Origin of the sequence: Nocardia sp. CA-084685, assembly GCF_050955785.1 — a bacterium.
Lineage (GTDB): Bacteria > Actinomycetota > Actinomycetes > Mycobacteriales > Mycobacteriaceae > Nocardia.
Genome location: NZ_CP192094.1, coordinates 7579363 through 7592057, shown reverse-complemented (window position 1 = coordinate 7592057; position 12695 = coordinate 7579363). Strand labels below are relative to the sequence as shown.

Annotated in this window: 12 protein-coding genes; 4 read left to right on the top strand and 8 right to left on the bottom strand. The window is 64.2% G+C overall.

The window, feature by feature from the left end:
• Window positions 1–2: 2 nt before the first annotated feature.
• The 3 genes from ACQP2U_RS33825 to ACQP2U_RS33815 are packed head-to-tail and all read right to left on the bottom strand — an operon-like array spanning window position 3 to window position 3560.
• Complete coding sequence (locus ACQP2U_RS33825; protein WP_433716663.1) at window positions 3–1043, bottom strand: NAD(P)-dependent alcohol dehydrogenase; 1041 nt, start codon at window positions 1041–1043, stop codon at window positions 3–5.
• A complete protein-coding gene (locus tag ACQP2U_RS33820) occupies window positions 1043–2182 on the bottom strand; it encodes a serine hydrolase domain-containing protein (RefSeq protein WP_433711203.1) in 1140 nt (379 codons plus the stop codon). Before ACQP2U_RS33820 ends, ACQP2U_RS33825 begins: the two co-directional genes overlap by 1 nt.
• Before the next feature lie 10 nt (window positions 2183–2192).
• Window positions 2193–3560 (bottom strand): flavin-containing monooxygenase, encoded by a 1368-nt coding sequence (locus ACQP2U_RS33815; protein ID WP_433711202.1) that lies wholly within the window; start codon window positions 3558–3560, stop codon window positions 2193–2195.
• Window positions 3561–3714: 154 nt separating this feature from the next.
• Here ACQP2U_RS33815 and ACQP2U_RS33810 point away from each other — a divergent pair, with 154 nt between their 5' ends.
• On the top strand, window positions 3715–4335 hold the full coding sequence (locus ACQP2U_RS33810; protein ID WP_433711201.1) for a TetR/AcrR family transcriptional regulator: 621 nt from the start codon (window positions 3715–3717) through the stop codon (window positions 4333–4335).
• Here the strand turns inward: ACQP2U_RS33810 and ACQP2U_RS33805 are convergent.
• The 4 genes from ACQP2U_RS33805 to galK form a co-directional block, all read right to left on the bottom strand.
• The gene (locus ACQP2U_RS33805; RefSeq protein ID WP_433711200.1) at window positions 4332–5561 is read right to left on the bottom strand and encodes an epoxide hydrolase family protein; all 1230 of its coding nucleotides are present in this window, start codon (window positions 5559–5561) and stop codon (window positions 4332–4334) included. The genes ACQP2U_RS33810 and ACQP2U_RS33805 overlap by 4 nt on opposite strands.
• A 74-nt stretch (window positions 5562–5635) precedes the next feature.
• Window positions 5636–5887, bottom strand: coding sequence for a hypothetical protein (locus ACQP2U_RS33800; protein WP_433711198.1), 252 nt, complete (start codon window positions 5885–5887; stop codon window positions 5636–5638).
• 12 nt (window positions 5888–5899) lie between these two features.
• Window positions 5900–7606: a sodium:solute symporter family protein gene (locus ACQP2U_RS33795; RefSeq protein ID WP_433716662.1), complete on the bottom strand. Its 1707-nt coding sequence runs from the start codon at window positions 7604–7606 to the stop codon at window positions 5900–5902.
• Between the two features lie 139 nt (window positions 7607–7745).
• On the bottom strand, window positions 7746–8882 hold the full coding sequence (galK, locus tag ACQP2U_RS33790) for a galactokinase (protein WP_433711197.1): 1137 nt from the start codon (window positions 8880–8882) through the stop codon (window positions 7746–7748).
• A gap of 173 nt (window positions 8883–9055) precedes the next feature.
• Between galK and ACQP2U_RS33785 the strand changes: the two genes are divergently transcribed.
• Genes ACQP2U_RS33785 through ACQP2U_RS33775 form a run of 3 tightly spaced genes read left to right on the top strand, consistent with a single transcriptional unit; the run spans window position 9056 to window position 11855 of the window.
• Window positions 9056–9646 (top strand): pyruvoyl-dependent arginine decarboxylase, encoded by a 591-nt coding sequence (locus ACQP2U_RS33785; protein ID WP_433711196.1) that lies wholly within the window; start codon window positions 9056–9058, stop codon window positions 9644–9646.
• Window positions 9643–10269, top strand: coding sequence for a hypothetical protein (locus tag ACQP2U_RS33780; RefSeq protein ID WP_433711194.1), 627 nt, complete (start codon window positions 9643–9645; stop codon window positions 10267–10269). Before ACQP2U_RS33785 ends, ACQP2U_RS33780 begins: the two co-directional genes overlap by 4 nt.
• On the top strand, window positions 10269–11855 hold the full coding sequence (locus ACQP2U_RS33775; RefSeq protein ID WP_433711193.1) for a diguanylate cyclase domain-containing protein: 1587 nt from the start codon (window positions 10269–10271) through the stop codon (window positions 11853–11855). Before ACQP2U_RS33780 ends, ACQP2U_RS33775 begins: the two co-directional genes overlap by 1 nt.
• 85 nt (window positions 11856–11940) lie before the next feature.
• Here ACQP2U_RS33775 and ACQP2U_RS33770 read toward each other — a convergent pair whose 3' ends face one another.
• Window positions 11941–12663: a DUF6319 family protein gene (locus tag ACQP2U_RS33770; RefSeq protein ID WP_433711192.1), complete on the bottom strand. Its 723-nt coding sequence runs from the start codon at window positions 12661–12663 to the stop codon at window positions 11941–11943.
• Between the last annotated feature and the right edge of the window lie 32 nt (window positions 12664–12695).

Sequence of the window (12695 nt, the reverse complement as noted above, 5' to 3'; positions counted from 1 at the left end):
GTTCAGGGCACTAGTACTGCGCGGCCGGTAATGAGTCCGCGCTCCAGTCGGTCGAGCGCTGCGCGGCCGTCCGCCAGTTCGAAGCGTTCGGTTTCGACAGTGAGCCGACCCGACTGGGCCAGGGCTACGGAGTTGATCAGGTCGGATTTGGTGCCGCCGTAGGACTTTCGAATCGAAGCGCCCCATGGCCAGCCCGGACCACCCGCCGGCCCGGCCGTGATTTCCGGTGCGCCACCGCCGAGCCCGATCATGCGGTATGCGCCATTGGGGGCGACCGATTCCACCGCCAGCCTGGCGGTCGCATCGACACCGACGAAGTCGAAGACCGCATCGGCACCACGGCCATCGGTGCGGTCCAGGATTTCGCGCGCGGTATCGGTACCGGCGAGCAGGCCCTTGGCCGCACCGCAGCGGGCGGCCAACGCGAGTTTGTCCTCGCTCACGTCAACGGCGATCACGTGCGTCGCGCTGGTCGCGGTAAGGATCTGCACCGCGACATGGCCGAGTCCACCGATGCCGATAACCACCGCGACAGCACCGGGGTACAACTGCTCGCGTGCACCGTTGATGGCGTGATAGCTCGACAGCGCCGCGTCGGCCAGCGGCGCGGCCTGCAGAAAATCCAGCTCCCCGATCGGCACGAAAGAGCTGGCGGGTATGCGGATGTACTCCGCCATCCCACCGTCCGGACCGAGTCCCGGGCACGGCGGCATGGCGGTGCGCCCGGCGGCGCGGCACACATTCTCATTGCCGCTCACACATTCTCTGCAGACACCGCACGACCAGCACAGATAGACGATGCCGCGCTCACCGACCAGTCGAGCTTCGATCGCACTGCCGACCGCCTCGATGGTGCCCGCCACCTCGTGCCCGAGCGTCAGCGGTTCTTCGCGCATCTTGAACGGAATATGCAGCACATGCAGATCGGAATGACAGATACCCGCCGCACCGACCCGCAGCAGCAGATCAGTCGGCCCGATCGTGGGCACCGCGACCTCGCGCAGTTCGAGCACACCGGGTTCGGTGAGCTGCAACGCCCGCATCATGTACGGACCACCGAAAACACGGCGCGCAGATAGGCATTCGCACGATCGGAGCCGATGATTCCCGGAGCCATCTTGTTCATGGTGTAGGCGAAGGTGACTCGATGATCGAGGTCATTGACCACGATGGCACCGCCGAATCCGGCCCACCAGCAGACCTTCCCGTCGGGCACCTCCGGGGCGGTCTGCGACTGCGGCAGCCCGTAACCGAGGCCGAAGCGCAGCGGCAGCAGCAGTGCCAGATCCGCACCGTCGGACTGCTGTTCGAAGATCAGATCGATGGTCTTCTCCGACAACAACCTTCGCCCGTGCAGCGCACCACCGCAGGCCACCAGCGACTGCACCGCCGCCACCGAACGCGCATTGCCGTGCCCGTTCACCGCTCCGATCTCGGCCTCGCGCCATGCGGCGCTATTGGCCTGCGGGATATCGAGCAGGGGACTGGTGAGCGTCTTGACCAGAATGCTGTCCTGATCGAGCGCGGCCATATCGAATTGCAGCAGCGGGGGCGGGACGAGCGGTGTGATGCGGTGGTGATTGTCGGGTGCGGTGCCGATATGGAAATCGGCATTCAACGGTCCGGCCAGCTCCTCGGCGAAGAACTCGCCAAGGGTCCGGCCGGTAATTCGACGAATCACCTCGCCGACCAGATGTCCGTAGTTCAGTGCGTGATAGCCCGATGCGGTGCCCGGCTCCCACCACGGCGCCTGGGTAGCGAGCCGCGCGCTCGCCGCCTCGGTGTCGTAGATATCTGCCAGCTCGATCGGCCGCTCCCAACCGGAGACGCCGGAGGTGTGACCGAGCAGATGACGAATCTCGATATCGCCCTTGCCGTTCGCGGCGAACTCCGGCCAGTAGTGCGCCACCTTCTGCTGCACATCCAGCTCACCGCGGTCCACCAGCAGCAGCGCCGACAGCGCGGTCATGGTCTTGCTGATGGAGAAGACATTGACCAAGGTGTCCTCGGTCCACGGCACGGTCCGCTCGAGATCGCGGTGCCCGCCCCAGATATCGACGACCGGTTCGCCGTCGACGGTCACGCAGATCGCTGCCCCGAGCTCCGCACCCGAGGCGATCTGATCGGCCAATTCTTTTCGCACACCGGCGAATTCGTCGGTACAGAATCCTGATGTCGTCATCGCGCCGCCCTTACGCGTTCTCGAGTGCCCTGGCGGGCACCGGTAACGCATTGCCGGCGGCGGCGGCTCGCTTCGCGCCCCTGGCCATTTCCCGGTTCATATCGCGCACATAGGGCTCGAACTCGACCTGGATCGTGTGCCGAGGCGAGTTGTAATACCGTCCAGTGCGGCGCTGTTCGGCCGCCGCGATCTCGGCATTCATCTGCGCCTGCGACGGCGGCAGGTACTTGCCCGTCAGATAGGCCGCGACCAACTTGCTCTGCTGCTCGGCGAAATTGACCAGCGTCGGCAGCGGTTGGGCCAGACCGAGATAGAACAAATTGTCCACACCCGGTTTCATCATCTGCTTGAACAGCGGGATGCGATTCTGCTCGTCCGGCACCAGTCGCGGATCGGAGAAGAACGGGAAGCTGATGTGGTAGCCGGTGGCGCAGACGATGACGTCCACCTCTTCGGTGCTGCCGTCGGCGAAGCGCACCCGCGGCCCCTCCAGTGCGGTAATGGCCGGTTTGAAGGCGATATCCCCGCAACCGGCGCGATGCAGGAACTCCTCACTCGCCGACGGATGCGCCTCAAATGGTTTGTGATCCGGTTTCGGCAGCCCGTAGAACTCCATATCGCCGCGGAACTTGCGCACGAATCGCTGCTTGAGCTTCAAGCTGACCTTGCGCGGAATCCATGGAGGCACACTCTGTTTGTCGCCGACCTTGCCGTTCACATATTTCGGCAGTACCCAGACCCCGCGGCGCGCGGAAACGGTGAGCTGCTCGGCCACAAAGCGCTGGGACAGCTCCGAGGCGATATCGAGGCCGGAGTTGCCCATGCCGACCACCACGATCTTCTTACCACGCATATCCACCGGATCGAACGGATCGTTGTAGGCGTGACTATGGATCAGCACGCCGTCGAATTCACCGGGATAGTCCGGAATGCGCGGATCCCAGTGGTGCCCGTTGCAGACGATAAGTGCGTCGTAGGCCCTGGTGCGGCCATCAGTCGCGGTGATGAGCCAGCTGCCGTCGTCTTGACGCTCGGCCGCGGTGACCTTGGTATCGAACAGGATCTTGTCGCGGAAGCCGAAATGGTCGACGTAATCCTTGAAGTACTGGAACAGCTGCGAGTGATGCGGGAAGTCTGGCCATTCCTCGGGCGCCGGATAATCCTCGAAGGCGAGCCGGAACTTACTGGTGTCGATATGCAGCGACTGGTAGCAGGCCGACATCCCGTTGGGATTCTTGAAATACCAATTGCCGCCCACCTCATCGCTCGCTTCGAAGACCTCGAAGGGAATATCGAAGTCCTGCAGGCGTTTTGCGGCGGTGATTCCGGAGGGGCCCGCGCCGATGACGCATACCCGGGGCAGATTGCTGTGAGTCAATTCCGTAGTCCTCGTCCGAAGGATTGCCGTCACGTGGGCGGCACCGGATCCGGTGCGGCGAACCATCCCGCGCCGCCTGCGACACGTGGAGTGACGTAGGCAACAAATTAGCACTCACTAGACTCACTGTCTAGTGAATGACATGATGTCTAACATGCCGACCAAATCGAACCCGCCCGGACCGAGTCTGCGCGACGAACAGAAGCTGCAGACCCGCGCCAGACTGGTGGAGGGCGCGAAGGCGCTGTTCATCGAACGGGGTTATGCGGCGGTGCGGGTCGACGACATCGCCGCCGCCGTCGGCTGCAGCCGGGCCACCTTCTATTTGCACTTCGGTAGCAAGCTCGAGATCCTGCGCGCCATTGCCGAACAGAGCACCGCGCCGACCGCACTGTACTTCTACGAGGATCTGGACCGGGTGCTCGACACCGGCTCCCGCGCGGCATTCGTGGACTGGGTGACCCGCGCCATCGCCTGGTTCCAGGAATACAAGGACCTGCTGCCAGCATGGGACGAGGCCACCGCACTGGAACCGGAATTCCGCGAAATCGCCCGCCGCGGCATCCTTGCCCTGCCCAATGCCATGACCTCCTACCTCGCCCGCTGGCCCGAAAACCGCCGCGACGAGGCCCGCCTACGCGTGGAACTCCTTGTCGCCCAACTGGAACGCTTCTTCACCCGCTGGGCCATGCAGGGCACCATCGATGTCTCCGCCGATCAGGCTGCCGAAGTGCTCACCGACATCTGGTTCCCGGCTTTACAATCCCCCGCTTAGCGGCGGCCGCGGAAGGTGCGGCGCAGGTCCTGGGTCCAGAGGTCGGGGATTTCCCAGGGGATGAAGTGGCCGCCCTGGTCATGGGCAGTGAGATTGACGTGGTTGTACCAGCGGCCGCGATCGCTGGCGCGGAAGTGCTCGACGCGGTCGGCGGTGGTGACGCCGGGCGGATTCTCGTAGCCGACGAAGGTGATTCCGGTGGGCGCCTCGACGACGGGTTGGCGCTCGTGTGACGGGGTCCAGGGGTAGCGGTTGTTATTGGCGTAGGTGCGGATCGAGGTGCCGATGGAATTGGTGGCCCAGAAGATCATCGCGTGGGTGAGCAGATCGTCCTTGGTGAAGACGGTTTCGATATTGCCGCCGTCGTCACTCCATGCCATCCAGCGCTGGAGAATCCAGGCGAGCATGCCCGCGGGTGAATCGGACAGGCCGAAGGCCAGGGTGCTCGGTTCGAGGACGTGCGCCGCGAGGTGGACGCCGAAACGATGCTCCAACTCGATGATTCGGGCGTAGACATCCTTGGGCAGGCCGTCCGGAATGGGACGCCCGCCGCTGATATCCCAGGCGCGGTCGCCCTCGAACAGCGTCAGCTTCTGGCTCGAGCCGATATGGATGGCGTACAGCTCGTCGGCGTATTTATGGCCGAGTTGACCGGTGACCAACGCGCCCACATCGCACCCCGCGGCGGCGTATTTGGTGTAGCCGAGGGTTTCGGTCATCAGGATGTGCCAGAGATCGGCGACCTTCCAGAAGTTCATATCCGGGTGCTTCGATAGCGGACTGGAGAATCCGAAACCGGGAAACGACGGCACGATCACATCGAAGGCATCGGCCGGATCGCCGCCGAACGCACCGGGATCGGCGAGCGGATCGATGACCTTGGCCCAGTGCCAGAAGGTCCACGGCCAGCCGTGGGTGAGGATCAGCGGTATCGGATTCGGGCCGACACCGGGTTTGCGCAGGAAATGCACCGGAACGCCATCGACCTCGATGAGGTAGTTGTCGTAGGTGTTGATCGCGGCTTCGGCCTTGCGCCAGTCGTATTCATGCTGCCAGTACTCGACGAGTTCTTGAAGGTAGCCGCGGTCTACGCCGTAGTAGCGATCGTCATTGCCCACATCGTCGGGCCAGCGCGTCAGTGCGAGTCGCTGCCGTAGATCGGCGAGCACCGCATCGGGCACATGAATAGGCGTCGGCTGGAACGGGAACGGGTCGGCGTGACTCAAAGATCTCTCCTGCAACCGCTTCGCGAAATCTCGGATGCCCCGACCGTAACACCGGCGAAAATCGCGAGCTCGAGTCATGCCTCGGGAGGCGAATCCTCCGCACTGGCAGGTGCGTCCTTGGTCGGCACCGCGACCGGCCGCAACAACACCCAGACCAGGAACGCGATCGCCACCGCTCCCATGCCGAGACCAGCCCAGATATTCACATTCACCCCACCGGTCTTGGCCTCCTCGGCCCCGGTGTTGTGCACCAGCCCTGTCACGACCAGCACGACGGCGTAACTACCGAGCAGCGCGCCGACAATGGTGCGGATATCGAAAAGCATCGACTGGCCTCCTTATCCGACGATGATATTCAGTGCGATGACCAGGACCAGCGCAATCCCCGCCAGCAGTACCGGCCGTTGATACCAGGGCAGATCCGCTTCGTCCGGATCGTGGCGCAGTTCCTTCGGCGTCTGCGAATACACCAGCCCGACCAGCTCGGCATCCGGCTTCGACTGCGTCACCTGGGTAACCGCGACGCTGACCACGATATCCACCACGAACGCCACACCGGCCGCGACGAAACTCGAACCCTGACCGGACAATTCGAAAACGCCAGCCTTGTGCAGAATGAAAACCACAATGGCCGAGGCGGTTCCGAAGACCAGCCCCATCCAACCCGCTGTCGGCGTCATCCGCTTCCAGAACATACCGAGAATGAAGGTCGCGAACAGCGGTGCATTGAAGAAGCTGAACAGCGTCTGCAAATAGTCCATCATATTGCTGAAATTGCCTGCGATGAAGGCGGTTCCGATCGCCGCGACCGTCGCGCCGACCGTCGCGAGGCGACCGACGTTCAGGTAGTACCCGTCCGGCCGATCCCGCCGCACATACTGCTGCCACAGGTCATAGCTGAATACCGTATTGAAGGCGGAGATATTGGCCGCCATACCCGCCATGAACGCCGCGAGCAATCCGGCGAGCCCGACGCCGAGTAGCCCGTTCGGCAGCACATCCTTCATCAGATACAGCAGGGCCTGGTTATAGGTGGCATCGCCGGAGTAGTTCGAACCGGTCGTCTCCGCCGCCTTGTACTCGCTCATCTGCGGTACCAACACCGCGCTGATCATGCCGGGAATGACCACGATCAACGGAATGAACATCTTCGGATACGCGCCGATGATCGGGGTGCGCCGCGCGGCCGAAATGGAATGCGTCGCGAGCGCGCGCTGCACCTCGACGAAGTTGGTGGTCCAGTAGCCGAAGGAGAGCACGAATCCGAGACCGAAGACGATCCCGACCACCGAAAGGAAGTCATTGGCGAATCCGCTGAGCGCATTGCCCGGCCAGGAGTCCAACTGCGGGCCACCGCCGGGGGACGCGGTCACCTTGTCACGCAGCCCATCCCAGCCACCGGCCTTGTGCAGACCGACCAGCGTCAGCGGCAACAGCGCGGCGACGATCACGAAGAACTGCAAAACCTCGTTGTAGATCGCCGCCGACAACCCGCCGAGCGTGATGTAGGAAAGCACGATCGCCGCGGCGACGATCACCGACACCCACAGCGGCCAACCCAGCAGCACATTCAGAATCGAACCGAGTAGATACAGATTCACCCCGGCAATGAGCACCTGCGCGATCGCGAAGCTCAACGCGTTCACCAGATGGGCGCCGGTGCCGAAGCGTCGCCGCATGAATTCCGGGACGCTGCGCACCTTGGAGCCGTAGTAGAACGGCATCATCACCACACCGAGGAACAGCATGGCAGGCACCGCGCCGATCCAGAAGTAGTGGAAGGTGGGGAAGCCGTATTCGGCGCCATTGGCCGACATGCCCATGATCTCGACCGCGCCGAGATTGGCGGAGATGAAGGCGAGACCGGTCACCCAGGCGGGCAGCGATCGTCCGGACAGGAAGAAGTCGATACTCGACGAGACCCGCTGCCTGGCCAGCAGACCGATGCCGAGTACGAAGACGAAATACAGCGCTACCAGCGCATAGTCGACGGGCTGCGCGTCCAGGCGCAGTGTCGTCTCGGCCTGTGTCGAGACGGCGGCCAGCGCCGATGAGTAAGCGGTTGAATCGGCAAGCGGCACAGCGTCGTCCCTCCAGGCGATGAAACTGGACGTCTCGCGTTCTACTGTGCGTGATTGTGCCGTACCCGCGCGGCACATTCACGCACAAAAGTTGGACAGTTGCTCACACGATGCGGTGCGCACCGGCACTGGGCACGACGACGAAGGTGCGCGGTGCCTCGAAACCCGATTGCGCGAATAGATCTCGCACCGCGTCCGCGACCGCCGCGGTGACGTCCCGATCGACGAGCGCGATGACGCTGCCGCCGAACCCGCCGCCGACCATCCGCGCGCCGTGCGATCCGGCGTCGAGCGCGGCGGATACCGCGGTGTCCAGTGCCGGTGTCGAAACCTCGAAATCATCGCGCAGTGACTCGTGCGCCGCAGTCAGGATCGGTCCGATCTCGCGCGGATCGGCACCGCCTCGCAACTTTTCGGCAACCGCGAGCACTCGCGCATTCTCGGTCACCACATGGCGCGCTCGCCGCCGCAGTATCGCGTCGCCGATGCGGTCCACAGCCACCGCCGATTCGATATCGCGCAGTGTCGGCACATCGAGCGCCGCAGCGGCCGCCTCGCATTGAGCGCGCCGCCGTGCGTAACCACCATCGATCAGCGCGTGCGGCTGTCCGGTATCGATCACCAAAAGTTCCAGCCCGAACCGATCGAGATCGAACGGAATCTGTTCGTGCGCGACAGCGTCGTGGGCGACCAATCGGCGCACATCCAGGAACAGCGCGTGTCCGGCCGTGCACAGAATCGATGCGGACTGATCGAGCAGTCCGGTCGGCACTCCGGCGTAGTCGTTCTCGGCGGCGCGGGCCAGATCGATCAATTCGCGATCGGTGACGGTGGGCGCGAACAGATCTCGCAGCGCGACCGCCACCGCACACGACAGCGCCGCTGAGGAGGACAATCCGGCGCCGATCGGCACCGCACCGTCCAATTCCAGATCGACTCCGTCACCCACATATCCACGCCGCGCGAATTCGGACACAACGCCCAGCGGATAACGCGACCATCCCGGCACCCGATCCCGTTCGGCGGCAAGCTCGCTCACCGCGACGAGCACGGTCTCACCCGGGCGCTGCTGCGAGACCACCCGGACCCGTCCGTCGGTGCGCGCCTCCGCTCGACACTCGACTACCAGCGGCAATGCGATGGGCAGCACGAAACCGTCGTTGTAATCGGTGTGTTCACCGATGATGTTGACCCGCCCCGGCGCAACCCACTTCGGCACGAATTCCTCACTTCGTCGCATGGCCAGTGCCCACGCACGTCATCCGAGCAACCCTGGGCACCACACCCTACGAGACACGCCACCGGAGCATGTGTTTCGGCCTGCGCGGATGCGTGATCGATCTTCTTGACGCACAGTCGAATTTGACGCAATACCGGCCTAAAAAATCCGGCCGGTGGCTTCGGGAGGGCATTATGGTTCTGACAACCCCACGCGGCGGCCTACTCGGGCTGCAGTGGATCGATCGACTACTCCCGCCCATGGGCAGGCCGGACCGCGGCGATCAGCGTGACTCCGGAGCTCCACTGACGATCGAGATCGGCGCGGCGACGGGGACCGGCCCGACAGCTATGTCGGCCTTCGATGCGGCACTGCGTGACCTGGGAGTAGGTGATGCCAACTTGATCCGCCTGTCATCGGTCATTCCACCGCGCGCTGTGCTGGCCCGCACCGGGCGCGTCCGCAAACCGATCCACTGGGGTGATCGGCTCTACTGTGTCTATGCCGCGCAGCACGCGGATGCGGCGGGTGAGCGCGCGGGCGCGGGCATCGGCTGGGCGCTGCGCGACGACGGTTCCGGCGCCGGACTTTTCGTCGAACACGAGGCCGAGACCGCCGCGCAGGTCGCGACGCTCATTCGCGCGAGTTTGACCGATATGACCCGCAACAGACCGCAAGGCTTCGGCCCGATCCAGCTGTGCACCACCGAGGCCCACTCCGATGGCACTCCGACCTGCGCACTCGTGCTGGCGGCGTACCACACGACACCGTGGGGACAACAATGACAGCATTGCGCAGCGATTCCATGGCGGGTTGTGGTCGAGCGACGGGTGGGCTGCCTGAGCTGAAAGTCACTATCGAATCGACCATTCCGGACGACCGGATCGACATGTTCCACCTGCTGTACGAGGAGGCCTTCGGCCCCTTGCGCACCAAGGCCATTGCCAGGCAGGTGCTGCACCGATCGGAATTCCGCGAGGAGATGATCGATCCGCGGGTTGTCAAACATGTCGCGCGCACCGCGACCGGCGAGCCCATCGGGGTGACGACTTTGACCAAACATCTCGAGACAGTTCCGTGGATCAGTCCGGAGTATTTCGCTGCCCGCTATCCCGAACATGCGGCACGCGACGCGATCTACTACGCGGGTTTCACCCTTGTTGCGCCAAGTGCCCGACAAGGAGCCGCATTCCATGCCATGATCAAATCAGTTGTCCAGGTATTGGTGGCCGAGCGCGCGGCGGTCGGTTGGGACATCTGCTCATACAACAACACTCGGTTTTCCTTCGCCGACAGCATTCGAGCGGTGCTCGATGAGCAGGCGGCGAACGTCGAAGTCGCGGTGGAGGATTCGCAGACCTACTACGCGGCGCGGTTCACTGGGGATGGAGCGACCAAGGGGGGCTGATGACCGTCAGCGAAGAGCAGTCGACCACCATTCGGCACCGCCACGAAATGCGCTGGTGCACAGTATTTCTCGCACTGACCGCAGTTGGTCTGGCGGTGCTGCTCTTGATTGATGTCCGGCCGGTGTCGCTGCTGACCATTGCCGCCGTGGTGCTCGCGGCGCTCATCATGATCTGTATCGGCCTGCGCCGATATCGTCCCGAGCGCCCCCTGCCGTGGTATCTGCTCTCGGCGTCGGCGGTGCTGTTCGCCGTGGGTACGGCCACCCGCGAGGTCGACAGCCACAAGCTGCATCCGATCGACGATCTGTTCACGCTCGCAGGGTATCTCGGCACCGGAGTGGCCGCGGCGCTGTGGCTGCGCCCGCGCCAGGTCCGGCCGAACTACGATTTGCTGCTCGACTCGGCGCTCATCGGTCTCGGCGCACTGCTCGCTTCGTGGACCTTTCTGATCTCACCGATCCTGCAGTCGCACGACACTGTCGCGCACACGGTGGTGGCCGCGACCTATCCGGTGCTCGATGCACTGCTGCTGAGTTTGGTAGCGCATTCGATGGCGACCGCGACTCGTTCGGAGACCTCGTTGCACCTGTTGCACGTCGGGTTGATCGCGGTGCTGATCGGCGATTTCGGGTACAGCCTCGACGCCGTCGGGCGCGCACCCGTCGCGCACGAGTTATTGCTGGTGCCGCTGCTGGTGGCCTATCCGATCGTCGGCGTCGCGGCGCTGCATCCGACCATGGCGAGTCTTGGTGCGCCCCGGCGCATTCACCCGCACCATTCGCGGCAGCGGGCCAGCTTCATCGCGGTCGCTTTGATCGTGGCCTCGCTGATTCCGGTGGTCGGTTCCAGTCTGGACACTCTCGATAGGGTGGTGGTCTCGTCACTGTGTGCGCTGCTGCTCATCGGCGTGCTGGTACGCAGCGAACGCGCGATCGTCCGCAGTGCACGCAGTGAACGGCGCGCGCAATACCAGGCCGATCACGACATGCTCACCGGATTGCTGAACCGAGCCGCGCTGCTGCGCGCGCTGAATCGCAATCGTGATCACTGGATCGAGCAACCGCTGTGCCTGCTGTTCATCGATCTCGACGGCTTCAAGATGGTCAATGACAGCTACGGCCACGCGGTCGGCGACGAACTGATCGCGAATGCGGCATCCCGGATTCGGCACCTCATCCGGCGCGACGATGTGGTGGCCCGCTACGGCGGCGACGAATTCGTGGTGCTCGCACCGCTGGACCGACAGGAGGCCACGATGCTCGCGGAGCGACTACTCGCCGCCTTCGTTCGGCCATTCGAGCTGAGCGCGGGCCAAATTCCGATCACCGCGAGTGTCGGGCTGGCCTGCGGCAGCCCGCGCAGCTCCGACGACACCATCTACGACCTCATCCGAGAAGCGGATTCGGCGATGTACCACGCGAAGGAGTACTCGCTCGGCTACGCCTTCCACGACGATCTGCGCCACGGTCCGGAACCGCGCAGCACCGACGCACGCCACAGCAGTGCCGACTCGGGACGCCGGATCTGGCGCCCGAGCGGCAGGTCGTTCAATGCCAGCGGCACGTCCACCAGCACCGCGGTCTGATCAGCCGAGCACCACAATCCGTTCGATCGGCACTGCGATCCGATCCGTCCAGCTCTGTGGGTCTGACCAGCAAAAGCGCCGCGACCTAGTCGGACAGTTCCTCGAGCAGTCGCCGCGCTTCTTCTAACTCGGCCTGTAACTGCTGCACTTTGGACTCCTGGACCACCCGGGCCGCCTCCAGGATTCCGGCAACCACCTCGGCCACCTCCGGATGCAGCACCTTGGCCGCCTGCGCCACCGCGGAGCTGGTCACCGGCAGACCGCGCACGGACTTCTTTTTTCCGCTGACCACATCGACCGACCACTCGCCGTCAGCGGTACCTGTCAGCGTCACCGTCACTTCCGGTGCCTTCGCCTTGCTCCGCGCGGCAGTAGCCTTCGCCGCAGGCTTCGCGGTGCCCGCGGGCTTGGCCGGTTCCGCCGCAGGGGCACCGGGTTTCGAGGCCGGGGCGGGTGGGGTGGGGCTCGGGACCGGCTGGGGGGCCGGTGTCGCGGTGCTCGTCAAGGTCGACGGCTGGGTCACCGTGGATTCCTTCCTGGTTGTCGACTTCGGCTGGGCAGAGCTTGTGGTTGCCGCCTTATCGCGCGGCGGCTTGGTCAACGTCACTTCGGTCGGAGAAAAGGACAGTACATCCTTCGATCCGGTCGGCTTGACCCGCAGGAAGTCGCTCTCGGATCGATCACCGATCTCCACCACCTTGCCGGACCGCCCCTCCGGCACGCCCACCGCGGCCGCGGTGAACCACACCATCGGCGGGCGACCGCCGGCGATGTCCGTGGCGATCTGCTGAATCTCAGTGTCCGACAATGGCTGTGGTCTCGTTCGTGGGGACGGCATGG

What these genes read in the sequence shown, in the direction of transcription:
- ACQP2U_RS33825 (WP_433716663.1), bottom strand. Translation starts at nt 1,043, where the DNA reads ATGCGGGCGTTGCAGCTCACCGAACCCGGTGTGCTCGAACTGCGCGAG.
- ACQP2U_RS33820 (WP_433711203.1), bottom strand. Translation starts at nt 2,182, where the DNA reads ATGACGACATCAGGATTCTGTACCGACGAATTCGCCGGTGTGCGAAAA.
- ACQP2U_RS33810 (WP_433711201.1), top strand. Translation starts at nt 3,715, where the DNA reads ATGCCGACCAAATCGAACCCGCCCGGACCGAGTCTGCGCGACGAACAG.
- ACQP2U_RS33800 (WP_433711198.1), bottom strand. Translation starts at nt 5,887, where the DNA reads ATGCTTTTCGATATCCGCACCATTGTCGGCGCGCTGCTCGGTAGTTAC.
- galK (WP_433711197.1), bottom strand. Translation starts at nt 8,882, where the DNA reads ATGCGACGAAGTGAGGAATTCGTGCCGAAGTGGGTTGCGCCGGGGCGG.
- ACQP2U_RS33785 (WP_433711196.1), top strand. Translation starts at nt 9,056, where the DNA reads ATGGTTCTGACAACCCCACGCGGCGGCCTACTCGGGCTGCAGTGGATC.
- ACQP2U_RS33780 (WP_433711194.1), top strand. Translation starts at nt 9,643, where the DNA reads ATGACAGCATTGCGCAGCGATTCCATGGCGGGTTGTGGTCGAGCGACG.
- ACQP2U_RS33775 (WP_433711193.1), top strand. Translation starts at nt 10,269, where the DNA reads ATGACCGTCAGCGAAGAGCAGTCGACCACCATTCGGCACCGCCACGAA.